The sequence below is a fragment of the Sediminibacterium sp. C3 genome (assembly GCF_000508085.1).
Lineage (GTDB): Bacteria > Bacteroidota > Bacteroidia > Chitinophagales > Chitinophagaceae > Sediminibacterium.
Genome location: NZ_KI669560.1, coordinates 1,520,601 through 1,544,625, shown reverse-complemented (window position 1 = coordinate 1,544,625; position 24,025 = coordinate 1,520,601). Strand labels below are relative to the sequence as shown.

Below are 24,025 nucleotides of genomic sequence, written 5' to 3'. Positions count from 1 at the left end.
CACAGTTTTAAGTTACGCAATTTTGCTCCAACCTATTTTGGTATGCTTTTGCGTAAGGTAGTTTTTTAACAAAGCATTCTCAGGTTGTTCCAGATGCAAATCCCGTTCCACAATTTGTTCGGCTTTCTGCTGAGCCAGCTGTAACAACCCTTTATCATTAACAATGCTGGCTAACTTAAAGTTCAGTGCCCCACTCTGCCGGGTACCTTCAATATCACCCGGACCTCTCATTTCCAGGTCTTTTTCCGCAACTTTAAATCCGTCATTGGTGGCACACATTATATTGATACGTTCACGGGCTTCTTTGCTGGCTTTGCTACCCGTTAATAAAATGCAAAAACTTTTTTCACTACCCCTTCCTACTCTACCCCTTAACTGATGCAACTGAGACAATCCAAATTTTTCGGCACTTTCAATCACCATAACCGAAGCATTGGGCACATTCACCCCCACTTCAATAACGGTTGTGCTAACCATGATTTGGGTATCACCTGCAACAAATCGTTTCATATTGATTTCCTTCTGTTCAGGCGGCTGTTTACCGTGAACCATACTGATCTTATACCTTGGCTCAGGGAAAAAACTTTTCACTTGTTCGTATCCCTGCATTAAGTCTTCGTAACTAAGCTTCTCGCTTTCTTCTATCAATGGATAAATAAAATACGCCTGTCTTCCTTTTTCAATTTCTTCTTTCACAAATCCCATCACACTGGCCCGGGCCATTTCATTCCTTTGTACGGTAGTAATCGGTATTCTTCCAGGGGGCAATTCATCCATTATACTATAGTCCAGATCCCCATAGGCGGTCATGGCAAGGGTTCGAGGTATAGGGGTTGCCGTCATCACCAGCACATGCGGGGGAATCACCGACTTGGTCCAGAGTTTGGCTCGCTGCGCAACACCAAAACGATGCTGTTCATCTACAATCACCAATCCCAAATTTTTAAATTGTACTTTATCTTCAATAATGGCATGGGTGCCAACTACTAAGTGTATATCATCATTTAATAACCCTGCCAGAATTCTTTTTCGTTCTGCTGTTTTTGTGCTGCCGGTTAGCAATGCTACTTCCACCGGCATTTTATTTAATAACTGAGTAAGTCCCTGATAATGCTGTTGTGCTAGGATTTCAGTGGGCGCCATTATTGCACTCTGATAACCATTATCAGCAGCCAGCAACATACTTAAAAGTGCAACCATTGTTTTTCCGCTGCCCACATCTCCCTGCAATAAACGGTTCATTTGTCTTCCCCTGGCAGTATCCTGTCTAATTTCTTTAACAACCCTCTTTTGTGCGCCCGTTAATTCAAAGGGTAAATAATGTTCATAGAACTCATTAAAATAAGGACCCACTTTTTCAAATACCACTCCCCGGCTTTGTGCGTTCCGCTGCAGACGTACCAGTTGTAATCGCACTTGTGCAATAAAAAATTCTTCGAATTTCAAACGCTCCAGGGCTTTCTTATAATGTTGATCCGTACTTGGAAAATGAATATTGATATAGGATTCATATCGACCCAATAGTTTGAGTTCCTTCACTATAGATTCGGGAATGTTTTCAGACAAGTCTGCAGGCTTAATCAGTTCCAGCAAAGAATAGGTAAGCTTGGCCAATTGCCTTCCATTTAAGCCCTTGGCCTTTAATTTTTCTGTGGAAGGATATACTGGTTCCAAAAAAGCTTTTCCTCCCAGTTTTGCGGGCACGAAAGATTCTATTTCTGGATGCACCATCTGGGGCTTACCGTTAAAAAAGCCGGTTTTCCCAAACACGAGGTATTCTGTTCCGATATAGAGGGTTTTCTGAATCCAGGAAATACCCTGAAACCAGGTAAGTTCAATGGTACCAGTGGCATCTTTCAATTGGGCTACCAACCTCTTGGAACGTTTTTCCCCTATAATATCAAACTGAATAAGTTTCCCTGCTATCTGGATGTAATCTGTCTGATAATTAATTTCAGCAATGGTATTGATTTTTGTTTTATCAATATGGCGGATGGGAAAATGTTGCAATAAATCTCCAAAAGTATAGATCTCCAGCTCTTTTTTGAGCATATCTGCCCTTAGCGGTCCTACCCCTTTCAGGTATTCAATGGGTGAAGCGAGTATGTTATTGTTCGTAGAAATAAGATTAAAATATGTTTCGGGCTACAATTTCCGAATTCTTTTTTGGTCTGCCACAAAAAACCAACCTCAATATTTATCTTCGCGACTATGGAAAAAGAGGTTGTTGTAAGTGGAATCCGACCTACAGGGTTCCTTCACCTAGGAAATTATTTTGGTGCCATGCGGAATTATGTTCGCATGCAGGACGATTTTAATTGTTATTTTTTTGTAGCCAACTGGCATAGTTTAACCACCCATCCTGATACAAAGGAGTTAAAGAACAGCGTCTATCGTGTTATTGCAGAAAATATTGCCTGCGGATTAGATCCTCAGAAAGTGGCATTTTATGTTCAGAGCGATATACCTGAAATTGCTGAACTCTACTTGTATTTAAATATGCTTTCTTATAAAGGAGAGCTGGAAAAAACCGTTACGTTTAAGGAAAAAGTTAGATTACAACCTGAAAATGTAAACGCGGGATTGTTAACCTATCCTGTATTACAGGCTGCGGACATTATCATTCAACGTGCAGTAAAAGTGCCGGTTGGTAAAGACCAGGAACAGCACCTTGAAATGGCCAGAAATTTTGCAGACAGATTCAATTATCGTTATGGAGAAGTATTCCCACTTCCCTATGCATTTAATTATGGAGATGAACTGATCCGGATTATGGGTCTGGACGGTAATGGGAAAATGAGTAAGAGTGAGAACCAAAATGCTACCATTTACCTTGCCGATGACGACGATTTAATTCGTAAAAAAATCATGAAAGCAAAAACTGATCAGGGACCGGAAACACCCAATTCTGAGAAACCAGATTATATACAAAATCTGTTCACCATGATGAAGTTGGTAAGTGCACAGGATACATTGGCAAAATTTGAAGCAGACTTTAATGCAAGTTCTCAGGGGAATTGTATTATTCGATATGGGGATATGAAAAAGCAATTGGCAGAAGATATGGTGCAGTTTATAAAACCAATCAGGGAAAAAGCTGCTGATTTACTGGCCAATACGGATGAGTTACACAGAATTATAAAACAAGGGGCAGATAAAGGAAGGGCCAGGGCTTCAGAAACTTTAACCATGGTTCGGAATGCAGTTGGACTAAATTATTAGGGAGCTTCATTTATTTTAAATTAGTTTACATAAGTTGCACACTTTAACAGAACAGTCCAATGGCAAAACCTAAAAAACCTAAACACGTTGCAATAGCAGGTAATATCGGCGCTGGAAAAACCACCCTTACCGAAATGCTTAGCAAACACTATAGATGGATTCCACAGTTTGAAAATGTAGATACCAATCCATATCTGATGGATTTTTATGAAGACATGCCCCGCTGGAGCTTCAACCTTCAGATTTATTTTTTAAACAGTCGCCTGAATCAACTACTCGATATTCAACATGGTACTGAAACCGTAATTCAGGATAGAACCATTTATGAGGATGCCAATATTTTTGCTCCGAATTTGCATGAAATGGGACTGATGAGTAAAAGAGACTTTGATAATTATTATCAATTTTTCCAAACCCTCAAAACCATGGTGCAGCCTCCGGATTTGTTAATTTATCTAAAAGCATCGGTTCCTACCCTGGTATCACAGATTCAGAAAAGGGGTAGAGAATACGAAGAGAATATAAGACTCGACTATCTGAAAAAACTGAATGAATATTACAACAAATGGATTGACGGTTACAAAGAAGGGCCGTTATTGGTAATTGATTGCGATAAAAACAAATTTGCTGAAAACGACGAACAGTTTGGTGAAATTATCAGCAAAGTGGATGGTATGCTTTTTGGATTGTTTTAATTTACTACAATACCCCTTTTTGCCTTTAACATCTTACAAATAAAAAGCCCCGAGTTAAACTCGGGGCACTTAAGGCAAACAATCGAAAAACTTTAGCAATCAATAGTTAAACGATTGGGGCAGCCGCCAGAATCTCTGCCGAAACACCGGCTGCATATTTTTCAAAATTCTTTACAAATTGCTGGGCAAGATTTTTAGCCGTTGCATCATATGCTGCTGCATCTTTCCAGGTTGATTTAGGATTTAATATTTCGCTAGGTACTCCCTCACAAGTCGTAGGAATCATCATACCAAAAACAGGATGTTTTTCAAATTGCACATTATCCAAACTTCCGTTTAAAGCAGCTGTAATCATGGCTCTAGTATAGCTAAGTTTCATACGGCTGCCTGTACCATAAGAACCGCCGCTCCATCCTGTATTAATCATCCAAACATTCACCTGATGTTCCTTCATTTTTGCACCCAGCATTTCAGCATATTTTCCCGGATGTAATGGAAGGAAGGGAGCACCAAAGCAAGCACTGAATGTAGATTTAGGTTCAGTAACACCTGCTTCTGTTCCGGCTACTTTGGCTGTATATCCGCTGATGAACTGATACATTGCCTGACCCGGACTTAATTTGCTGATGGGAGGTAAAACTCCATAAGCATCACAAGTTAAAAAGAACAAATTTTTAGGTAATCCTCCAATACTTGGCTCCTGTGCATTCGAAATAAAATGAAGCGGATAACTTACTCTTGTATTTTCAGTAATGCCTTTGTAAGCAAAATCAATTTCATTGGTTCCATTAACGAATCCAATGTTTTCTACCAACGCTCCCGGACGGATGGCACGGAATATTTCAGGTTCTTTTTCTTCACTCAGGTCAATGGTTTTTGCATAACATCCACCTTCAAAATTGAACACACTATTATTGGTCCAGCCGTGTTCATCATCCCCAATTAATTTTCTGTTGGGATCTGCACTCAATGTTGTTTTACCAGTACCGCTCAAGCCAAAGAAAACAGCCACGTCTCCTTCCTTACCCATATTGGCGCTGCAGTGCATGCTTAATACATTTTTCTGCTGAGGTAAGATATAATTCAAAATAGTGAATATTCCTTTTTTCATTTCACCGGTATATCCAGTGCCTCCAATTAAAATGGTTTTATGCGTAAAAGAAACAATGGCAAAATTGTGTTGACGCGTGCCATCCACAGCAGGATCTGCTTTAAAGCCCGGTGCCTGAATAATATGCCATTCCGGTTCAAAATTTACCAATTCTTCTTCTGTTGGTCTTAAGAACATGTTATAGGCAAACAAGTTGCTCCAGGGGTTTTCATTAATCACACGGATGTTTAATCTGTAGTTGGGATCAGCACAGGCATAAGCATCTCTCACCCACACTTCCTCTTGTTGACCCAGATAGTCCAATACTTTAGCCTTTAACTGATGAAAATATTTTTCATCAATGGGAATATTGAAGTTATTCCAATGAACTGTATCTTCTGTAATAGCATCTTTTACAATGAATTTATCCTGCGGACTTCTGCCTGTAAATTCACCCGTTTTAATGCAAAGTGCTCCCGAGTTATTCAACACACCCTGCCCTTTCAATAATGCCTGTTCTACTAAGGTTTCCGGAGACAACTGATAGTGTACTCCATTTTCATTCTTTAAACCCAAGGCTGATAACTTTGAAAAATCTAATGATAAAGTTGGTAATGACATATGCAAACAATCGTTAGTTAGTATACAAAAGTACACTGTTTAATAATTTGATTGCATTATTTGTGTACGATTTACACAAATTTTAGCCCCCTCAACCGTATTTTTACCAAAATTTAATTTCAGCTTTCATGCAGCAGGGAAAGATAACTACCGCTATTTTAAACAGGTTTCAGGAAATCGTAGGCAAAGACCAGGTCTTGGCAGATAAAGAGACCTTAATGGAATACAGCCACGACGAAACTGAGAAGCTGGTATATATACCGGAGGTTGTAATCAAACCCTCTAATACAGAGGAAATAGCCGCCATTATGAAACTCTGCAACGAGCATCAAATACCCGTTACTCCCAGAGGAGCAGGTACGGGCCTGAGCGGAGGTGCATTGCCTCATTTGGGGGGTGTTTTGCTGTCCACGGAAAAACTGAATAAAATTTTAACCATTGATGAACGCAATCTGCAGGTAATAACCGAACCTGGCGTAATTACGGAAGTTTTACAGGATGCTGTTAAAGAAAAAGGGTTGTTTTATCCGCCGGATCCTAGCAGCAAAGGCAGTTGTTTTATAGGAGGTAATATTGCTGAAAACAGTGGAGGCCCCAAAGCAGTTAAATACGGAGTGGTAAAAGATTATGTACTCAATCTGGAAATTGTATTGCCAACAGGTGAAGTAATGTGGACCGGAGCCAATGTTTTAAAAAACGCTACAGGGTATAATTTAACCCAACTAATCGTTGGCAGCGAAGGAACACTGGCCATTGTTACAAAAATTGTATTGAAGCTAATTCCCCTACCCAAATACGATTTACTGATGCTGGTACCCTTTGCTTCACTTGAAAAAGCAGGAGCAGCGGTTAGTGCCATTTTCAGAGCAGGCTTCACACCCAGTGCATTGGAATTAATAGAAATTAATGCATTGCAGATTGTAAGCAAAATGGTAGACAGCAATGTTGTTCCAGTTACAGATGAAATGGAAGGTCATCTGATTATAGAAGTGGATGGAAATAATATGGATGTCTTAATGCAGGAAATGGAAGCCATTGCAGAGTTGTTGTCCAGTTTTGATGCAGGCGATATTTTATTTGCAGATGATGCACAACAAAAAGCAGCCCTATGGCAATTGCGAAGAAAAGCGGCGGAGGCGGTAAAACTGGAAGGATACACCATTGAAGAAGATACCGTGGTGCCTCGTGCAGAGTTGCCTACCCTTATTAAAAGTGTGAAAGAATTAGGACAACAGCATGGTTGTAAAGTAGTTTGTTATGGTCATGCAGGAGATGGAAATCTCCACATACGTATCAATCATCCAACAATAAAAAACAGCCATGGCAATCCGGAAATGACAGCCATTTTGCAATCCCTGTTTGCAATCGTAAAAAAACTGGGAGGTACCATCAGTGCAGAACATGGAATCGGTCTCATTCAAAAACCCTATATGGAAACAGTTTTCAGCCAATCTGCCATTCAATTGATGAGAGATATAAAAAAAGCTTTTGATCCTAACAATATTTTAAATGCAGGAAAAATATTCGACAGCAGGGATTAACTATTTTTACTAAAAGTTCAGCTATGAAAAAGTGTGTGTTGATTTTCGCAATATTAATAAGTTCTTGTTTCGCTGGTTTTGCTCAAATGGAGAAACCGGAAGAACCAGTAGGATTTGACAGGAACAGAGTTTTTATAGGTTCAAGTTTAAACCTGGGTTTATCCAACCGCTTTTTTAATGTGGGATTAAACCCAACCATTGGCTATAGTTTGAATAACTGGGTAGACGTTGGAGTAGCCATGAATTTCAATTATTATTCACAAAGTGCATCAGCATTTAATTCTTTCAAATACAAAAACTTTAATTACGGAGGTGGTGCTTTTTTAAGGGTTTGGCCCGTTTCCTTTCTGCATTTACAAATACAACCCGAATATAACTGGATCAGTTCTTCCCGAACCGACCCTATCAGTGGTCAAACTACCAGATTACAATTACAAGCGCCAAGTATGCTTGCTGGTATTGGTTATGGTACCAGAGAAATTGGCAGACAATTGTCTTATTTAACCATCATGATCGATTTAAACCAGGCAGTCAATTCTCCATACAGAGATGGTATTGCCGGCGACCCTCAACCCATTTTTCGCGGTGGATTTGGATTCTATCTTAACTCAAAAAAGAAATAGCTTCCGAAGCAGAACCGGCAACTAATAAACGTTGCTTCCAGTCTTCATAAAGAAAACCCTGTTGAAACATCGTGTCAATATGCGCAATCAAATGATTGTAGTATCCATTGACGTTTAGCAAGACAATTTTTTTGTTGTGAATCTTAAGTGTATTCCAGGTAAGCATTTCAAAAAGCTCATCCAGTGTGCCGTTACCTCCGGGCAAAATAATGGCTGCGTCACAAAGTTCATAAAGCATTTTTTTTCTACTATGCATATCGCCCACAACGCGTAAATCGGTAATACCCTTGTGTTCATGTTCCCATTCCAATAACACTTCCGGAATAATTCCGGTAACTTCTCCTTTCCCATCCATTACAGCATCAGCCACAGCACCCATCAATCCTTTATTGCCGCCTCCGTAAATTAATCTGATACCATTTTCAGCCATTAATTTTCCAAGAATCATCGTTTCTTCTAAAAATCGGGGATCGTTACCCGACTTTGACCCGCAGAACACTGCAATATTTTTAATTTTCATTGTATACTATTAGGACAGACAAAATACCTTAATTATTTTTACTACTTTACAAAATTCTTTAAACCAAACGAATTGCCATGTCTCCATTATTGCTTTTTTCCTTTGTAATTGGGTATTTTCTGATTTTACTGGCAGTTGCTTGGTATACCGGAAAGAATAGTGATAACCATTCTTTTTTTATTGGAAATAAGAATAGTAACTGGATGTTGGTGGCATTCGGTATGGTAGGAACTTCCTTAAGCGGTGTCACTTTTGTAAGTGTACCAGGAGCAGTTGCAAAAGAATCCTTTGCCTATATTCAGATTACACTGGGTTACCTGATAGGCTATGCCATGATTGCCTACATACTACTTCCTCTTTATTACAGGCTGAATTTAACATCCATCTATCACTATCTAAGTTCCAGAATGGGTTTCAATGCCTATAAAACCGGTTCCTCTTTTTTTATTCTATCCAGAACCCTTGGCGCAACAGCCAGATTATACCTGGTGGTTAATATTTTACAGGAAACTATTTTAAACAGTTTCAATGTACCATTCTGGGCAACTACTTTAATCATCCTCATCATGATTTTACTCTACACTTATGAAGGAGGAGTAAAAACCATTGTTTACACAGATACCCTACAAACCACTTGTATGCTGGCGGGGTTGGTCATTTGTGTATTCTATATTTTGAATCAAATGGATATGGGATTCGCCGAAAGTCTTCAGGCAATGAACGACAGAGGATATTCTACCATTTTCGTAACAGATCCCAACAGTAAATTTTTCTTTTTGAAACAAATCATTGCCGGAGCATTCATAACAGTAACCATGACAGGCATGGATCAGGAAATGATGCAAAAAAACATCTCCGTTAAAACACTGAAAGATTCTCAGAAAAATGTGATGTCAATGGCCATTACACTGGCTACTGTGATTGTTATTTTCCTTTTCCTTGGTGGACTATTGTACCTGTATGCAGAACGATTGAATGTAGGCGCAACCGGTGATAAAATATTCCCTGTACTGGCAATGGAACATATGCCTCCGATTGTATCCGTAATATTCATTATTGCACTTATATCTGCATTATTTCCCAGTGCTGATGGAGCCATCACCGCTTTAACATCAACTTTTTGTATTGATATAATTGGTATTCAGCGAAGAGCTGATTTAGATGAAGCAACTCAGAAAAAAATCAGACAAAGAGTGCATTTAACTTTTGCAGCTATATTCCTTGTTTTTGTTTTAATTTTCAAATGGGTGAATGATCCCAGTATGATTGGCTTATTGCTAAAAATTGCAGCCTATACTTACGGACCTTTATTGGGCTTGTTTACATTCGGCATAATTACCAAAAGAATGGTGAACGACAAATGGGTACCCTATGTTTGTGTTGCTGCACCAATCATTTGTTTCCTATTAGATAAGTTTCAGAAAGACTTATTAGGTTCCTATGAAGTGGGATTAGAACTGTTGATTATCAATGGAGCACTTACTTTCATAGGCCTGTTACTGATTTCCAAAAAGGGAAATAAATAATCCGAAATGGAATTGATAAACCCCCTTGTTGAATCCTATACGGCAAAATTTACGAGTCCTGAAGCAGCGGATTTAAAGGAGATCAGTGAACAAACCATTGCAGGTCATCCATTGTCCCATATGCTTAGTGGTGCAGTGCAAGGGCAGCTACTGAGTATGATCTGTGCAATGATTCAGCCAAAATATGTGCTGGAAATAGGCACTTTTACAGGATATAGCGCACTTTGCCTTCAAAAAGGCCTGCCCGTAGGGGGAATGATTCACACCATTGAGCTGAGGCCGGAAGACGCAAATACAGCTGCTGAAAATTTTAAGAAATTTAATGCAAATAAGCAGATAACTTTGCACGTCGGAAATGCAAGGGAAATCATACCTGGCTTACCCTTTATCTGGGATCTGGTTTTTATTGATGCAGATAAAACAAGTTACATCGATTATTACGAAATGGTGTTGCCGGTTTTATCTGAGAACGGTTTCATAATAGCAGACAATGTTCTTTTTCACGGACAGGTGCTGGAAGAACCGTTAAAAGGTAAAAACGCAAAAGCCATTCATGCATTTAATGAGCATGTACAGCATGATCCCAGAACAGAACAAGTGATGCTTTCCGTTAGGGATGGTATCAGCATCATAAAAAAGAAAAAAGCATGATGAAGTGGGTTTTTAGTTTAGTTGGGTTTGTATGTTTTTTGCAGTTACATGCACAGAATAGCAAGACCATTGCCTATATAGAACAATACAAGGAAATTGCTATTGAAGAAATGATTCGTTCCGGTGTTCCTGCTGCTATTACTTTGGCACAGGCTGTATTGGAATCTCAATCAGGTGAAAGCGACCTTGTAAAAAGATCCAATAATCATTTTGGCATAAAATGTAAAACGGAATGGACTGGTGCCAAAACCTATCACGATGATGATGCAAAGGGGGAATGTTTCAGGGTATATGATAATCCGGCTTCTTCCTTTAAAGACCACTCAGACTTTCTCAGAACAAGAGCACACTATCAATTCCTTTTCAAACTAAGTCCAACCGACACAGAAGGTTGGGCAAAAGGGTTAAAGAAAGCTGGCTATGCCACCGCTCCTACCTATGCACAGAAGCTAATGAAAATCGTAAAAGATTATCAACTGGACCAATATAATACAATGGCATTGGCCAGAATGAATAATCCACAACCCTACGATTACAATACTCAGGTGCTGGCCCAAACTGACAGAGCCAGAGACCTTGTGCCATCCAATTCAAATAATAACAGCACAATTAAGGGATCAGAAGCCTTAGGAACCAGTCAGGAAATAAAAAAACAGGAACCAATCGCGGACAATGAACCAGCTTCTGAAACCTATATTCCTACAGAGCAAAAGAACAACTCTCAAAAAGCCAAATACGGACACTACAATTTCCCCGAATCCGTATTCACCATTAATAATTCCAGTGTAATACTGGCAAAAGCAGGCACTTCTTTGCTGGCAATAGCCAATCAGCATAATATTTCATTGGCAAAAATTTTGCAATACAATGAACTGGAAGAAACAGATATCATTTCTGAAGATCAGTTAATTTATCTGGAAAAAAAACCCAAAAAAGGAGAGCAGGATTTTTATATAACCAAAGCAGGCGAAACGCTATTTGAAATTGCACAACTAAACGGAGTTAGACTTGAGAATTTATTACAGTACAACAATCACTTAAATAAAAAAGCCATTCCTACTCCTGGCACCAAGGTATTTCTAAAGATGCCAATAACCGGCAAGACAACTCCAAACAGAAAATAATCATGTCTGATATTCAGCTTTTTAATAAAACATTTGAACCCTATTTACCGGAATCTTTAATTCAGGAAAAAATCAGTGAACTGGGCAAACTGATTAGCAAAGAATACGAAGGCAAAAAACCTTTGTTTATAGGTGTGCTGAATGGATCCTTCATGTTTGCCGCAGATTTGTTTAAACAGATAACTATTGAAGCAGAAATCTGTTTCATTAAACTGGCTTCTTACAAAGGAACAAAATCTACAGGCAATGTAATTACTGCTATAGGTCTGGATACAGATATCAGGGACCGACATTTGATTTTACTGGAAGATATTATTGACACCGGTAAAACCATGCATGAATTTATTCCTCAGCTACAGCATCAGCAACCCGCTTCCGTTAAAATGGCGGTACTGTTACATAAACCGGATGCAACCATCTACCCTGTTCAAATTGATTACTGCTGCTTTAGTATTCCCAATCGATTTGTCCTGGGATACGGACTTGACTATGATGGTTTCGGCAGAAATCTTAAAGAAATTTATCAGCTTAAAGAGAGCGAATAATTTCCCGCAAGAAAGCGTCAGCCAGATTTCTTAATTTGTAGGAAATGAAAAAGGTATTTCCCATACTTATTTTACTTTTTCTGGTTTCAGAAGGCTCTGCTCAGTATTATTTGAGAGGACAGATTAAAGACAATAGAGGCAGAAAACTTGAGGGAGTTACTATTCAGGTAAAATCAAAGGGACTAATTCCGTATTACAGTGGCAAAGACGGCGACTTTGGTATTTCTTTATCAAAATCAGAAGACAGTATATTTCTTTCATTGGCGGGTTATGAAACAACTGGCTTCCTGGTTCATAGCAGTATATTCCAACAGATAATATTAGAAATGTTACCCAGTACCGCCAGACTTTACCAAAAAAATCTGGCTTCTGTTATAACAGATCTAAAACCAGCAGAAAGTATATACTATGGGGGAATGGGTGAAAGTTACAGTGGGTTAATCGAAAACGGGTTTATTAAAACCAACCAATATCCACAAACCGGATTCTCTTTAAATATTGATAAAGCAGCTTATAGCAATATCAGAAGATTTTTGTCCAACGAAATGAATGTGCCCTCTGATGCAGTTAGAACTGAAGAAATGCTTAATTATTTTTCCTTTGATTATCCCAATAATAATACTGATTCATTGTTCAGATTAGAATCTGTTATTACAGACTGTCCATGGAATCCCAACAATAAATTACTTTTAACAAAAGTATTTGCTCCCAGAATTAATCTAGATAATATTCCACCCAGCAATCTGGTATTTCTAATTGATGTATCAGGCTCCATGGACCACCCCAATCGATTACCCCTATTACAATCAGCCTTTAAAATACTTACTGCCAACCTTAGAAATATAGATACCATAAGCATTGTAACCTATGGGGGTAATGTATCAATCGCATTATACCCAACCAGCGGTGCCGAAAAAAAAACGATTAATGCTGTAATAGATTCATTGAGTGCCAATGGTGATACCCCGGGAGAAAATGCAATTAAAGTAGCTTATCAGCTGGCAAAGGGGAGCTTTATAAAGGGAGGCAATAATCGTGTTATTTTAGCCACAGACGGTGATTTTAATGTTGGTCAAAGAACCGAGAAAGAACTGGAAGACCTGATTGTGAGTTACAAAGAACTGGGAATCAGTTTAACCTGTTTGGGTGTTGGAATGGGCAATTATAAAGACAGTAAATTAGAAACGCTTTCAAAAAAAGGCAACGGCAATTTCTCATATATAGATCAGGTAGCTGAAGCAGAGAAAATACTTTTCAGGGAATTCACTACTACCCTTTTTTCTGTTGCAAAAAATACCATTTTAAATATTGCATTTAATAAAGAAGCCGTTAGTGCATATCGTTTAATTGGGTTCGACAACAAACGAGATGCCATATCAGACAGTTCTGCTACATTACTGGGTGGAGAAATTGGCAGTGGACATGTATCCATTGCATTATTTGAAATAGAATCAAGCAACACGATTGCTGCTGATGAAATTGCAAGGATTCAGCTAACATATGAATCAACATTGAATCATACTGCAAAAGAACTATCAATGCAACTGAGCAATAATCACATTCCACTTCATCTTCTTGATTCTGCAGGCAGGCGCACCATTAGTATTGCTGCATTAGCCGGCCTGTTGCGTAAATCTAAATTCATGAAAACCTTTACTTATAATGATTTGCTGAATTTGGCAACAAATTCCTGCAATCCGCTCAATACGTTGCAAAATGAACTACTTCTACTTATTCAAAAAGCAGACAAAATATACAACCCTTCTAAAAGAAAAAAGCCCCGAAAAACATAAAGTATATTCTTCCGGGCCTATCAATTTATTTTTTATGCAATTAGCTAAATGCCTCTTTTACCCTATCAAAAAAACTTTTCTCTCCTTTTGATGGATTGGGTTTAAAATTGCTACTCGTACTAAATTTTTCAAGCGCCTGTTTTTCCTCTGCACTTAAATGCTGAGGTGTCCAGATATTTACATTAATCAGCTGATCGCCACGGTGATATCCTTGCACTTCAGGAAATCCCTTCCCTTTCAAACGGAAAATTTTTCCACTCTGAGTACCTGCAGGAATCTTTATTTTGGCGCGGCCATCAATGGTTGGAACTTCTACCTGGGTACCAAATACCGCATCCGGGAAAGAAATATGTAAATCATATGCTACATTCAACCCATCTCTGTGAAGTTCTTCATGAGATTCCTCTTCAATCTGTATAATCAAGTCTCCCGGCGCACCCCCGCGCTCTCCGGCGTTACCCTTTCCACTCATGCTCAACTGCATTCCTTCCTGCACGCCTGCCGGAATATCGATGCTGATGGTTTCTTCACCATAGACACGTCCGTCACCTTTACAACTACCACATTTAGCAGTAATAGTAGTTCCTTCCCCGTTACAGCTTGGACAAGTAGATACGGTTTGCATTTGCCCCAGGAAGGTACTGGTTACTTTACGAACTTGACCCGAACCACCGCAGGTTGAACAGGATTGTGTGCTGTTTTTATCTTTTGCACCTGATCCAGTACAGGTTGTACAAACCACATGCTTTTTAACTTTAACGTTCTTAGTAACACCCTTGGCAATTTCCTCGTAGTTCAGTTTTAGCTTGATTCTTAAATTAGAACCACGAGTACCTCTTTGTCTTCCACCACCCCGCTGACGACTACCACCACCAAAGAAGCTACCGAACATGTCTTCACCAAATATGTCACCAAACTGGCTGAAAATATCATCCATATTCATGCCTGCTCCACCACCGTAGTTGCCGCCTCCAGTACCAGGACCAAATGCAGCATGTCCAAAACGATCGTACTTGGCTTTCTTATCTGCATCACTCAATATTTCATAAGCTTCCGCAGCTTCTTTAAACTTTTCTTCAGCTGCTTTGTCTCCTGGATTTCTATCCGGATGATATTGCATGGCTACCTTACGGTATGCTTTTTTAATTTCATCCGCAGTTGCAGACTTAGACACACCCAGTATTTCGTAAAAATCTCTTTTAGACATAAATAATAAATTGGATTATTTCCCTACCACCACTTTTGCAAAGCGGATAATTTTATCGTTTAAAAAATAACCTTTGGTTACTTCATCAATTACTTTTCCTTTTAGTTCTTCTGTTGGAGCAGGAATTTCCGTAATAGCTTCATGTTTCTCCACATCAAAGTCGGTATTAATCGTTTCCATTACTTTCACTCCCTTTTGCTGCAAATTATTTCTGAGCTTATTAAATACAAGCATTACCCCTTCTTTCTGAGCTGCAATATCTTCTGTTCCCTGCAGTTGTTTTTCTGCCCTGTCGCAATCGTCCAAAACATCCAGCAAGGATACAATAACATCTTTTCCTGCAGTTTGAATCAGTTCTAAACGTTCTTTTGCAGTTCTTCTTCTGAAATTGTCAAATTCAGCCATTAAACGAAGGTATTTGTCCTTCTGCTCCGCCAATTCTGCCTCCAGTTTTGCTACAACAGACTCTTCCGCAACAGGTTCATTCAAATTTGACGTACCGGCTGCATTTTCGTCAGCATTAATGTTTATTTCTGCTGTTTTTTCGGTTGTTTCTGCATTATTCTGCAATTCTTGCTCTTCCATAGTATATTTTATTTGCTAGCCTATATAGGCAATAATTTTGCCACGCAAAGAAAAGGGAAAAAATGACAGTTATTGCCTGCTTATATTTGCGAGATGACAAAGGTATACCTGAAAAAGAAGATAGCCCCCAGAATTGCCAACGGACACCCCTGGATTTATGCCAATGAAATAGACCGTATTGCAGGGGAAACAGTTCCCGGAGATATAGTGGAAGTTAGATTTGCCGATGGAAAAATTGCCGGTGTGGGCTATATTAACCCGAAATCACAAATTATCATTCGGCTTTTAAGTAGAAGGCCGGTAGAAATTAATGAAGCATTTTTTCAGCAGCAGATACTGAAAGCCTGGCATTACCGGCAGAAAACAGGATATACCGAAAACTGTCGCCTGGTATTCGGCGAGGCTGATCAACTTCCTGCTTTAATCGTAGATAAATTCAATGATTACTTTGTTATTCAGACACTTTCATTGGGAATGGACATAAGGAAACCAGCTATTGTAAAAGCGCTGGAAGTCATTTTTAACCCAAAGGGCATTTATGAAAGAAACGATGTTCCGGTAAGAACCCTGGAGGGATTAACACAGCAAAAAGGATTTTTATCCGCTCCTTTTGATACCAATATCATCATTAATGAAAACGGGCTTCGCTTTCATGTAGATATTGAAAATGGGCAAAAAACAGGGTATTTTTTAGATCAGCAAGACAACAGAAGAGCCATTCAGCATATAGTAAAGGGGGCAGAAGTAATGGGTGCTTTTACCTATACAGGTACTTTTGAAATTCATGCTGCTCACTATGGCGCGAAATCGGTACTGGGAATAGATATTTCTGAACAGGCAGTTAATCAGGCTAATAAAAATGCCGTATTAAACGGACTGGAAAAAATTGTTGAATTCAAGGCAATGAATGCTTTTGATGTTTTAAAAGACTGGGGAAAGGACGGCCCCCGTTACGATGTGGTAATGCTGGACCCACCTGCATTTACAAAGAGCAGAGACAGCATTCAGAATGCAGTGAACGGTTACAAGGAAATTAATTTAAGAGGAATGAAACTGATAAGAAACGGAGGTTTTCTGGTTACATCAAGCTGCACCAATTTAGTTCACCCACAACTTTTTTTGGAGACTATTCATGCCGCAGCCAAAGACGCAAAAAAGAAATTAAAGCAGGTTACATTTCAGGCACAGGCAAGCGATCATCCAATTGTGTGGGGCATGGAAAATACAAACTACTTGAAATTTCTGATAGTAGAAGTTACAGACAGGTAATCAAAACTGAAAGAAAATCCGGGAATAAGTAATGGGAAGAAATTAATGCCCAATGGATATAGAAGATCAGTCTTAACGAGATACCTGAAACTTACCAGACTCTACTATTCTGCCACTGCGATCTTTTAATTGATAGATGTAAAGACCTCTGAAATAATTATCATCAAAATAGATCGTCATTTTACTGGCAGTAACCCGCTGTGAAGTCATTTTACGTCCCATAAAATTATAAATTTCCATACTAAAAGATTTATCTACGGAAGGATCTAATTCAAAATGGATAAACTGAGTAGCAGGGTTAGGATAAAATCGTTGAATCTTGGCTTCAACATTACTTACGTATACATAATCAAAACCATTATAGTTCGCAACCAAAACTGTGCTGCAAACCAGTAAGAAAACCCCTAAAATTGTTTTGTAAAATATCTTCATCCAATGGTTTCTGGTATGAAAATAGGCAAAAATTAGGGTATATCCAAAAATCAGTAGGGCATTATTCCCCAATTAATTGGAAAACAATGCCCTAAATATATTTATTAATTATAAAGAAGCTAGTGTTGACTGGATAGCTTCAAAGCTTGGAAGATCGCCAGGTGTAGGGCAAACTTCAGCATATTTTACAGTACCCTCAGCATCAATAACAAAAGCAGCACGTTTACTAACTCCCATCATTTCAAAAGCAGGGAAGGTTTCATACAAAACTCCATAAGCCTTAGCTGCCTCCTTATTAAAATCACTTAATAATGGGAAGTTCAGGTTTTGTTCTTTACTGAACTTGTCAAGGGTAAAGAGGGAATCTACTGAAATACCAAAAACCTGCGCATTGGTATTATTATATAAGGCAATATTGTCTCTAACGTTACAAAGCTCGGCCGTGCATACTCCTGTAAAAGCCAGAGGGAAAAACAATAATACTACTGGTTTGCCTTTTAACTCATCCAGGGTAACTTTTTGTTTTTCAGTATTAAAAAGAGAAAATGACGGAGCTTTTTGTCCTACTTGAATACTCATTATGATTGATTTTAAAGTGAATGTTATTTAAATTGTTCAACAAAAATGGAGGAAAAAGGTTTTAGGAGATTTGCATTTCAGGAACGAAATCAGGAACAACCAGCTTACCCAGTGTTTTTGATTTAATTTCTTCTACAGACACACCAGGGGCTCGCTCATGCAGGAAAAATCCATCAGGAGTAACAGAGAGTACAGCTAATTCGGTTACAATTTTTTTAACACAGGAAACGCCAGTTAAAGGTAGACTGCAAGAAGGTAGCAATTTACTCTCCCCCTTAGGATTCGTATGCATCATTGCCACAATGATATTCTTAGCACTAGCGACCAAATCCATTGCCCCTCCCATTCCCTTAACCATTTTACCAGGAATCTTCCAGTTGGCAATATCGCCTTTTTCACTCACTTCCATAGCCCCAAGAACTGTCAGGTCAATTTTCCCGGCCCTGATCATTCCAAAACTTTCTGCGCTGTCGAAAAAAGCACCACCAGGAATTACGGTTACAGTTTCTTTACCAGCATTAATTAAATCGGCATCAATGGACGCTTCATCTGGATAAGGCCCCATACCCAATATTCCATTTTCACTCTGAAAAACAACAGCAATATCAGATGGTATATAATTCGCAACCAATGTAGGGATACCAATGCCCAAATTCACATACATGCCGTCTTTTAACTCCTGTGCAATACGCTTAGCAATACCAAATTTATCTAAAGCCATGATAAGGGTTTGTTTTGAAATATCATTAAATACGGGTAGTTCTTCTTTCTATTCTCTTTTCATAATTCTTCCCTTCGAAAATGCGATGCACATAAACGCCTGCTACATCCACTTCATCGGGATCAATTTCTCCCGGTTCAACCAAATGCTCTACTTCTGCAATAGTTATATTACCTGCTTTAGCCATTGATGTAGAGAAATTTCTGGTAGCTTTTCTAAAAACCAAATTACCTGCTTTGTCTCCCTTCCATGCTTTTACAATAGCAAAGTCTGCATGAATGGCTTTTTCCATTAAATACATTTTACCGTCAAATTCCCTTACTTCCTTTCCCTCGGCAATTTCAGTACCATAACCAGCAGGAGTAAAATAAGCAGGTATGCCCATGGCTGCCATTTGTATTCCGGTTGCCAAAGTACCCTGCGGAACAAGGTCAACTTCAAGCTCACCGCTTAACAATAGCTTTTCAAACAATGCATTTTCCCCAACATAACTGCTAATCATTTTCTTAATCTGACGGGTCTGCAATAAAAGTCCAAGACCAAAATCATCAACACCTGCATTATTAGATATACAGGTTAAGGATTGAACATTATGCGCTACCAAGGCAGCAATACTGTTTTCCGGTATTCCGTTTAAACCAAATCCACCCAGCATAATTACTGCACCATTTTTAATATCTGCAGTTGCTTCTAATGCATCTTTAAATACCTTGTTCATTCTTATTTGGATTGTGATTTTTGATTAATCAAATTTCTTTCGCGCGTTGCAATGGCATCAATTGAATCAATCAGAACTTTAAACTGACTGGGATGTGCTTCATAATAATGATAGCTATCGTAAAAATTTTTTCTTTTAATGCCATAGCTACTGAATACCTGCTCATACAAACGGATATTCTCTTTAATCTTTAAATTCAATGTGTCTTTGGCTGTAAGGCGGAGATAGTATTCATCCATCTTTATCATATCCCACATAATCTTACTCATATCATTGACGGGAATAACATTCTTGGGAATTTTCTCACCTCCGCAAGCCAACATAAAAAGAACAATCAGGGAATAAAATAGTTTTCTCACTTCAGCTCCTCTTTATATTTATTGGCGTTGGGAATATCCAGGAACGATAATAATTCAACCGCTTTTTGTTTTTCTTCAAAACTTCCTTTCTTGAATATTCCAATCAATTCTGTTGTTTTACCCTGCATAAAAAATTGCAGAATCATACTATTTGGATTTTCCTTATTCAAAGCATTCAATTGAATCAGTGCCTGTAAAATATTGGCTCTCGCTTCATTCTCATTTTCAATTAATTTGTCCAGACCTGCCCGGTAGTATGTATATATAACATCATGAATAATATTAAACTTGGTATTAATCAGATTTTCGTTAAGCCAATAACGGTTTCTTAACCCATCAAACATTCTCCATCCCGCAATTTTACTCCCCTCCGGAGCATTGTTCACAATATTCTGTGCTTTTCGGAAATAGGGTTCCCCGCTTTTCGGAGAAAAGGAATCATAGTCCAAACCAATAATCATATAAGCATAGTAAGCAAGCACCGCCGTTAAATTTGCCATACTTGCATCGGTACCCTGTACCCTGTTCTCATTAAATTCAACAGGCTGAAACTCTACATATTTAAACAGTAATTCCGGGTCGATAAAATTTACAAGCGCAGACTGATACGAGGCATTGAAAACAGGTCTAGCCGCTTGAATCGTTAAAGAAGCTTTGTATATATTGGGTTCTACAGCGGACTCAATGTTGATGATAAAACTGCATTCAATTTTTTCATTTTCTTTAAATACATCATTCGTCCATTTTCTGTTATTCATGAAATTATTCAACTGTGTCTGGAGGGTTGTGAATATTTTCCTGTCTACAGTAGTAGCAACCCTTGCAGCCATTACGGAAACTTTTGCTTTCAACTCCTGTGCACATAAAAACTCTGGCAAAGTAAACAGGGAAAGAAAAAGAATGGTAATACGTAAGAAATACATGGTAAGATTAGGTTGAACAGAAACTAAAAATAACAAAAAACGACAGTAAAATACTGTCGTTTGAATCATTTTAGAAAGAATTAGCTTATCGGAATAAGTCTGTATCTAGATTTTTTCTATGGTACACTTTCCCTTCCATGAATTCGGTAGTTGCCAAAATTGCAGGATTAGGCATCTTCTCGTATGCGCGGGAAATTTCAATCTGCTCCTTATTCTCATGAATTTCTTCCAGACTATCTGTATGGCTGGCAAACTCTTCCAATTTGTTGTGTAATTCTTCACGCAGAGAAATATTAATCTGGTTAGCTCTTCTTGCAATAATTGCAATAGATTCATACAGATTACCTGTTTTCTCTTTTATGGAGATCAGGCTTTTGGTTTCTACCACACTGGCGGTATTGGCACTCATCTGCCTTCTTAGTTTACTCATTTTTTCCCGTTTTTTTAAGTATGTTAAGGGTTTGTGTTTTATACTTGTTTACTTCTTCCAAATATTTACTGTCGGTAAATCTTTCTGCAAATTCATTACACTCCGACAACACTTTTTCATAACGCTCTTTCTGCTTTTCTTCGTAACTCATTTCAGCATACTTGAAGTAAGACTTAATCATGAGTACTTTATATTCATCCGATTTTTTTGAATCGGGAAAATTGTCAGCAACATTACTAAACGCTATTGCTGCAGCTTTATAAAATCCCAGATTATAATACAATTCTGCACTCAGGAATTCCTTCAGCTCTAATTTTTCCCTGCATAAATCAATGATCTCTGTAGCTTCTTTAACCCTTGGCGATGTAGGATGCGTACTAATAAAAGCCTGCATCAGACCCATTGTCTTTGTGGTATTGGTTTGATCCAGTTCAACTTTGGGTGACTGTTTATAATAACAGTAGGCTCTCATGTATTCGCAGTCCTGTGTTCTGGTGCTTGCAGGAAAGTTTTCTACAAAGCTTTTAAACATATTTTCCGCATTCAGATAGTCCTTAATATAGAAATAGGAATACGCATACTTATAGTACATGTCTTCATATCGCTGAGAACCTTTTAAATAAGGGAAAATATCTTCAAAGAGCCTTAATGCTTCCGGGTATTTTTTGTTGGCATAATACTGCTCCGCCATTTTGTACTTATACTCATAATCTTTGCTCTTCATTATCTTGGCAAATTTGGTAGTACAAGCGGTTCCCAAAAAAACAATAAGCAATAAAATAGTTACAATTCTACCCATAGAAGTTGGCGAAATTACGTATAAAAAGGCAATTTAAGAAGGGATTTTTGGAAATCGGGGCGGCGGCCGTTAATTAATAGCTAAAAAGGCCATCCAGCGTTTAAACCGGACAGCCTTTTTGTATTACAACTTTAGGTGATATTACTTGCTATCACCCTCTCCTTCCTGCAATTTTGCCTTGATTTCAGCAAGAGCACCTAAGTCACCCAAAGTAGCTTTTTCTACTTTAGCCTGGATGTTCTTAACTGCTTTCTTGGTGTTATCAGATTCAGCTTTTGCTTCTTTCTTAGCAGCTTCTTTTTCTTCAGCTATATGCTGCTCCCAAATACGGGCGTGGCTAAGAACGATGCGCTTTTCGTTACGGTCAAATTCAATTACCACAAACTGTGCAGTTTCATCGGCTTTAACCTGAGTACCATCTTCCTTATTCAAGTGACGGTTAGGGGCAAAACCTTCTAAACCATACTGTAATTGAACCAATGCACCCTTGTCATCTTTACGGGTAACTGTTCCTTCGTGGATAGAACCGATGGCAAAAGTTTCCTCAAGAGAATTCCAGGGATCTTCTTCCAACTGTTTGTGTCCTAACTGAAGTTTACGGTTTTCTTTATCAATGCTAAGGATGATAACGTCAATCTGATCAGCAACTTTTGTATAGTCAGTTGGGTGATTGAAACGCTTCAACCAGCTTAAATCGCTGATATGAATCATTCCACCAATTCCTGGCTCTAACTCTACGAAAACGCCATAAGGAGTGATGTTTTTAACCAAACCTTTGTGCTTGCTGTTCTCAGGATATTTATTTTCAATGGTGTTCCAAGGATCCTGAGTCATTTGTTTAATGCTCAAGCTCATCTTGCGGGCATCTTTGTCTAAAGTAACCACTTTAGCTTCGTGCTCGTCACCTAATTTAAAGAATTCCTTCGCATTAATTGGGGTATTAGCCCAGGTAATTTCAGATACGTGAACCAAGCCTTCAACACCAGGTTGAATTTCAAGGAATGCGCCGTAATCTTCAATGTTTACAACTTTACCTTTTACTACAGAACCTTCCGCCAATCCTTCAGGTAATACATCCCATGGATGTGGGGTCAATTGCTTAAGACCAAGGCTGATACGCTTTTTGTCATCATCAAAGTCTAATACAACCACCTGTAGTTTCTGATCCATTTTCACCACTTCGCTAGGGTGAGAAATTCTACCCCATGAAATATCGGTGATGTATAGTAAACCATCCAATCCACCTAAGTCCATGAATGCTCCGAAGTCAGTGATATTCTTAACGATACCTTCTAATACCTGACCTTTTTCAAGTTTACTCATGATTTCTGCACGTTGTGCTTCAATATCACTTTCAATTAATGCTTTGTGAGAAACAACGGCATTCTTGATGGTTTCGTTAATCTTAACTACTTTAAATTCCATTGTTTTACCAACAAACTGATCGTAATCAGTTACAGGCTTCACGTCAATCTGAGAACCTGGTAAGAAAGTTTCCATACCAAATACATCAACAATTAATCCACCTTTTGTTTTGCTGGTAACAGTTCCCGTTACTACTTCACCGGTTTTATGAACTTCCACAATTCTTTCCCAAGCACGGAAAATTCTTGCAGACTTACGGCTCAAATGAAGATTTCCGGAACGGTCTTCTTTTTCAACAACCATTACTTCAACTTCATCCCCTACCGCCAAACCTGGCAAATCACGGAATTCATTTAAAGAAACAAGGCCATCACTTTTAAAACCAATGTTTACAACAACATCTGTTTTAGTTAAGGCAACCACTAATCCTTTAATGATTTCACCGTCTTCAATTTGTACGAAAGTATTGTCATATACCTTATCGTACTTTTCACGCTCTGTAGCCGCATAATGACTTACATTTCTCTTGTCAATGCTCCAGTCAAAATCGTCATGAGCAGTTTCTACTACTTCAGGTGCTTTTGTTGTCGCAGTAGGTACGTTAGCGGCTTCTGAAGCGGCTGCGTTCTCCTGAGCATCTGCGTTTAGTTGTTTATTAAATAAATTCATACAATAACCCGATGGTTT

The 24,025-nt window shown here is 38.6% G+C and carries 24 protein-coding genes; 10 read left to right on the top strand and 14 right to left on the bottom strand.

The features are described 5' to 3' along the window. Nucleotides 1-12 precede the first annotated feature (12 nt). A complete protein-coding gene (gene recG / locus F777_RS0107140) occupies nt 13-2,082 on the bottom strand; it encodes an ATP-dependent DNA helicase RecG (protein ID WP_369791997.1) in 2,070 nt (689 codons plus the stop codon). 129 nt (nt 2,083-2,211) lie between these two features. Here recG and trpS point away from each other — a divergent pair, with 129 nt between their 5' ends. Then, complete coding sequence (trpS, locus tag F777_RS0107135) at nt 2,212-3,222, top strand: tryptophan--tRNA ligase (RefSeq protein ID WP_037369194.1); 1,011 nt, start codon at nt 2,212-2,214, stop codon at nt 3,220-3,222. Between the two features lie 59 nt (nt 3,223-3,281). Then, nucleotides 3,282-3,917: a deoxynucleoside kinase gene (locus F777_RS0107130; RefSeq protein ID WP_026751440.1), complete on the top strand. Its 636-nt coding sequence runs from the start codon at nt 3,282-3,284 to the stop codon at nt 3,915-3,917. A gap of 106 nt (nt 3,918-4,023) precedes the next feature. Here F777_RS0107130 and pckA read toward each other — a convergent pair whose 3' ends face one another. Beyond that, nucleotides 4,024-5,583 carry a phosphoenolpyruvate carboxykinase (ATP) gene (gene pckA, locus F777_RS0107125; RefSeq protein WP_235785899.1) on the bottom strand — a complete coding sequence of 520 codons (1,560 nt, stop codon included), beginning with the start codon at nt 5,581-5,583 and terminating at the stop codon, nt 4,024-4,026. Between the two features lie 173 nt (nt 5,584-5,756). Between pckA and F777_RS0107120 the strand changes: the two genes are divergently transcribed. Both F777_RS0107120 and F777_RS0107115 read left to right on the top strand, forming a co-directional pair. Beyond that, on the top strand, nt 5,757-7,169 hold the full coding sequence (locus F777_RS0107120; RefSeq protein WP_026751438.1) for an FAD-binding oxidoreductase: 1,413 nt from the start codon (nt 5,757-5,759) through the stop codon (nt 7,167-7,169). A gap of 23 nt (nt 7,170-7,192) precedes the next feature. Beyond that, a complete protein-coding gene (locus tag F777_RS0107115) occupies nt 7,193-7,792 on the top strand; it encodes a hypothetical protein (RefSeq protein WP_152530883.1) in 600 nt (199 codons plus the stop codon). Here the strand turns inward: F777_RS0107115 and F777_RS16030 are convergent. Beyond that, nucleotides 7,773-8,312, bottom strand: coding sequence for an LOG family protein (locus F777_RS16030; protein ID WP_051408490.1), 540 nt, complete (start codon nt 8,310-8,312; stop codon nt 7,773-7,775). The two genes, F777_RS0107115 and F777_RS16030, sit on opposite strands and share 20 nt — an antisense overlap. A gap of 77 nt (nt 8,313-8,389) precedes the next feature. On the opposite strand from F777_RS16030, the gene F777_RS0107105 reads away from it, so the two are divergent. Genes F777_RS0107105 through F777_RS16020 form a run of 5 tightly spaced genes read left to right on the top strand, consistent with a single transcriptional unit; the run spans nt 8,390 to nt 13,951 of the window. After that, nucleotides 8,390-9,838: a sodium:solute symporter gene (locus F777_RS0107105; protein ID WP_026751436.1), complete on the top strand. Its 1,449-nt coding sequence runs from the start codon at nt 8,390-8,392 to the stop codon at nt 9,836-9,838. 6 nt (nt 9,839-9,844) lie between these two features. Beyond that, complete coding sequence (locus F777_RS0107100; protein WP_026751435.1) at nt 9,845-10,489, top strand: O-methyltransferase; 645 nt, start codon at nt 9,845-9,847, stop codon at nt 10,487-10,489. After that, a complete protein-coding gene (locus tag F777_RS17220; protein ID WP_051408489.1) occupies nt 10,486-11,613 on the top strand; it encodes a glucosaminidase domain-containing protein in 1,128 nt (375 codons plus the stop codon). The genes F777_RS0107100 and F777_RS17220 overlap by 4 nt, the downstream gene beginning before the upstream one ends. A gap of 2 nt (nt 11,614-11,615) precedes the next feature. Beyond that, on the top strand, nt 11,616-12,158 hold the full coding sequence (hpt, locus tag F777_RS0107090) for a hypoxanthine phosphoribosyltransferase (protein ID WP_026751434.1): 543 nt from the start codon (nt 11,616-11,618) through the stop codon (nt 12,156-12,158). Nucleotides 12,159-12,202: 44 nt separating this feature from the next. Next, complete coding sequence (locus tag F777_RS16020; RefSeq protein ID WP_051408488.1) at nt 12,203-13,951, top strand: vWA domain-containing protein; 1,749 nt, start codon at nt 12,203-12,205, stop codon at nt 13,949-13,951. 40 nt (nt 13,952-13,991) lie between these two features. On the opposite strand, the gene dnaJ is transcribed toward F777_RS16020, so the two are convergent. Beyond that, nucleotides 13,992-15,158 (bottom strand): molecular chaperone DnaJ, encoded by a 1,167-nt coding sequence (gene dnaJ / locus F777_RS0107080; RefSeq protein WP_026751433.1) that lies wholly within the window; start codon nt 15,156-15,158, stop codon nt 13,992-13,994. Nucleotides 15,159-15,173: 15 nt separating this feature from the next. Continuing rightward, nucleotides 15,174-15,743 carry a nucleotide exchange factor GrpE gene (locus tag F777_RS0107075; RefSeq protein ID WP_037369192.1) on the bottom strand — a complete coding sequence of 190 codons (570 nt, stop codon included), beginning with the start codon at nt 15,741-15,743 and terminating at the stop codon, nt 15,174-15,176. A 93-nt stretch (nt 15,744-15,836) separates the two neighbouring features. On the opposite strand from F777_RS0107075, the gene F777_RS0107070 reads away from it, so the two are divergent. Then, nucleotides 15,837-17,012: a class I SAM-dependent rRNA methyltransferase gene (locus F777_RS0107070; protein ID WP_026751431.1), complete on the top strand. Its 1,176-nt coding sequence runs from the start codon at nt 15,837-15,839 to the stop codon at nt 17,010-17,012. A 72-nt stretch (nt 17,013-17,084) separates the two neighbouring features. Here F777_RS0107070 and F777_RS0107065 read toward each other — a convergent pair whose 3' ends face one another. The 9 genes from F777_RS0107065 to rpsA form a co-directional block, all read right to left on the bottom strand. Beyond that, nucleotides 17,085-17,444, bottom strand: a complete 360-nt coding sequence (locus F777_RS0107065; protein ID WP_152530882.1) for a T9SS type A sorting domain-containing protein — start codon at nt 17,442-17,444, stop codon at nt 17,085-17,087. A gap of 108 nt (nt 17,445-17,552) precedes the next feature. Next, on the bottom strand, nt 17,553-18,023 hold the full coding sequence (locus F777_RS0107060) for a peroxiredoxin (RefSeq protein WP_026751429.1): 471 nt from the start codon (nt 18,021-18,023) through the stop codon (nt 17,553-17,555). A gap of 61 nt (nt 18,024-18,084) precedes the next feature. Further along, nucleotides 18,085-18,744 (bottom strand): 3-oxoacid CoA-transferase subunit B, encoded by a 660-nt coding sequence (locus tag F777_RS0107055; RefSeq protein ID WP_026751428.1) that lies wholly within the window; start codon nt 18,742-18,744, stop codon nt 18,085-18,087. A 25-nt stretch (nt 18,745-18,769) separates the two neighbouring features. Then, nucleotides 18,770-19,462 (bottom strand): CoA transferase subunit A, encoded by a 693-nt coding sequence (locus F777_RS0107050; RefSeq protein ID WP_026751427.1) that lies wholly within the window; start codon nt 19,460-19,462, stop codon nt 18,770-18,772. Nucleotides 19,463-19,464: 2 nt separating this feature from the next. Next, on the bottom strand, nt 19,465-19,821 hold the full coding sequence (locus F777_RS0107045) for a DUF4296 domain-containing protein (RefSeq protein ID WP_152530881.1): 357 nt from the start codon (nt 19,819-19,821) through the stop codon (nt 19,465-19,467). Further along, nucleotides 19,818-20,744, bottom strand: coding sequence for a type IX secretion system protein PorD (locus F777_RS0107040; protein ID WP_026751425.1), 927 nt, complete (start codon nt 20,742-20,744; stop codon nt 19,818-19,820). The genes F777_RS0107045 and F777_RS0107040 overlap by 4 nt, the downstream gene beginning before the upstream one ends. A gap of 85 nt (nt 20,745-20,829) precedes the next feature. Further along, nucleotides 20,830-21,174, bottom strand: a complete 345-nt coding sequence (locus F777_RS0107035) for a DNA-directed RNA polymerase subunit omega (RefSeq protein WP_026751424.1) — start codon at nt 21,172-21,174, stop codon at nt 20,830-20,832. Continuing rightward, nucleotides 21,167-21,973, bottom strand: a complete 807-nt coding sequence (locus F777_RS0107030; RefSeq protein ID WP_026751423.1) for an outer membrane protein assembly factor BamD — start codon at nt 21,971-21,973, stop codon at nt 21,167-21,169. The genes F777_RS0107035 and F777_RS0107030 overlap by 8 nt, the downstream gene beginning before the upstream one ends. A 141-nt stretch (nt 21,974-22,114) precedes the next feature. Then, nucleotides 22,115-24,007: a 30S ribosomal protein S1 gene (gene rpsA, locus F777_RS0107025; RefSeq protein WP_026751422.1), complete on the bottom strand. Its 1,893-nt coding sequence runs from the start codon at nt 24,005-24,007 to the stop codon at nt 22,115-22,117. Nucleotides 24,008-24,025 lie beyond the last annotated feature (18 nt).

Excerpts from the sequence above, each read along its gene's own strand:
- hpt (WP_026751434.1), top strand. The coding sequence starts at position 11,616 with ATGTCTGATATTCAGCTTTTTAATAAAACATTTGAACCCTATTTACCG.
- F777_RS0107115 (WP_152530883.1), top strand. The coding sequence starts at position 7,193 with ATGAAAAAGTGTGTGTTGATTTTCGCAATATTAATAAGTTCTTGTTTC.
- F777_RS0107035 (WP_026751424.1), bottom strand. The coding sequence starts at position 21,174 with ATGAGTAAACTAAGAAGGCAGATGAGTGCCAATACCGCCAGTGTGGTA.
- F777_RS0107065 (WP_152530882.1), bottom strand. The coding sequence starts at position 17,444 with ATGAAGATATTTTACAAAACAATTTTAGGGGTTTTCTTACTGGTTTGC.
- rpsA (WP_026751422.1), bottom strand. The coding sequence starts at position 24,007 with ATGAATTTATTTAATAAACAACTAAACGCAGATGCTCAGGAGAACGCA.
- F777_RS0107030 (WP_026751423.1), bottom strand. The coding sequence starts at position 21,973 with ATGGGTAGAATTGTAACTATTTTATTGCTTATTGTTTTTTTGGGAACC.
- F777_RS0107055 (WP_026751428.1), bottom strand. The coding sequence starts at position 18,744 with ATGGCTTTAGATAAATTTGGTATTGCTAAGCGTATTGCACAGGAGTTA.
- dnaJ (WP_026751433.1), bottom strand. The coding sequence starts at position 15,158 with ATGTCTAAAAGAGATTTTTACGAAATACTGGGTGTGTCTAAGTCTGCA.
- F777_RS0107050 (WP_026751427.1), bottom strand. The coding sequence starts at position 19,462 with ATGAACAAGGTATTTAAAGATGCATTAGAAGCAACTGCAGATATTAAA.
- F777_RS0107130 (WP_026751440.1), top strand. The coding sequence starts at position 3,282 with ATGGCAAAACCTAAAAAACCTAAACACGTTGCAATAGCAGGTAATATC.
- F777_RS0107040 (WP_026751425.1), bottom strand. The coding sequence starts at position 20,744 with ATGTATTTCTTACGTATTACCATTCTTTTTCTTTCCCTGTTTACTTTG.
- F777_RS0107100 (WP_026751435.1), top strand. The coding sequence starts at position 9,845 with ATGGAATTGATAAACCCCCTTGTTGAATCCTATACGGCAAAATTTACG.
- F777_RS0107075 (WP_037369192.1), bottom strand. The coding sequence starts at position 15,743 with ATGGAAGAGCAAGAATTGCAGAATAATGCAGAAACAACCGAAAAAACA.
- F777_RS0107105 (WP_026751436.1), top strand. The coding sequence starts at position 8,390 with ATGTCTCCATTATTGCTTTTTTCCTTTGTAATTGGGTATTTTCTGATT.
- trpS (WP_037369194.1), top strand. The coding sequence starts at position 2,212 with ATGGAAAAAGAGGTTGTTGTAAGTGGAATCCGACCTACAGGGTTCCTT.
- F777_RS17220 (WP_051408489.1), top strand. The coding sequence starts at position 10,486 with ATGATGAAGTGGGTTTTTAGTTTAGTTGGGTTTGTATGTTTTTTGCAG.
- F777_RS0107120 (WP_026751438.1), top strand. The coding sequence starts at position 5,757 with ATGCAGCAGGGAAAGATAACTACCGCTATTTTAAACAGGTTTCAGGAA.
- F777_RS16030 (WP_051408490.1), bottom strand. The coding sequence starts at position 8,312 with ATGAAAATTAAAAATATTGCAGTGTTCTGCGGGTCAAAGTCGGGTAAC.
- F777_RS16020 (WP_051408488.1), top strand. The coding sequence starts at position 12,203 with ATGAAAAAGGTATTTCCCATACTTATTTTACTTTTTCTGGTTTCAGAA.
- F777_RS0107070 (WP_026751431.1), top strand. The coding sequence starts at position 15,837 with ATGACAAAGGTATACCTGAAAAAGAAGATAGCCCCCAGAATTGCCAAC.
- F777_RS0107060 (WP_026751429.1), bottom strand. The coding sequence starts at position 18,023 with ATGAGTATTCAAGTAGGACAAAAAGCTCCGTCATTTTCTCTTTTTAAT.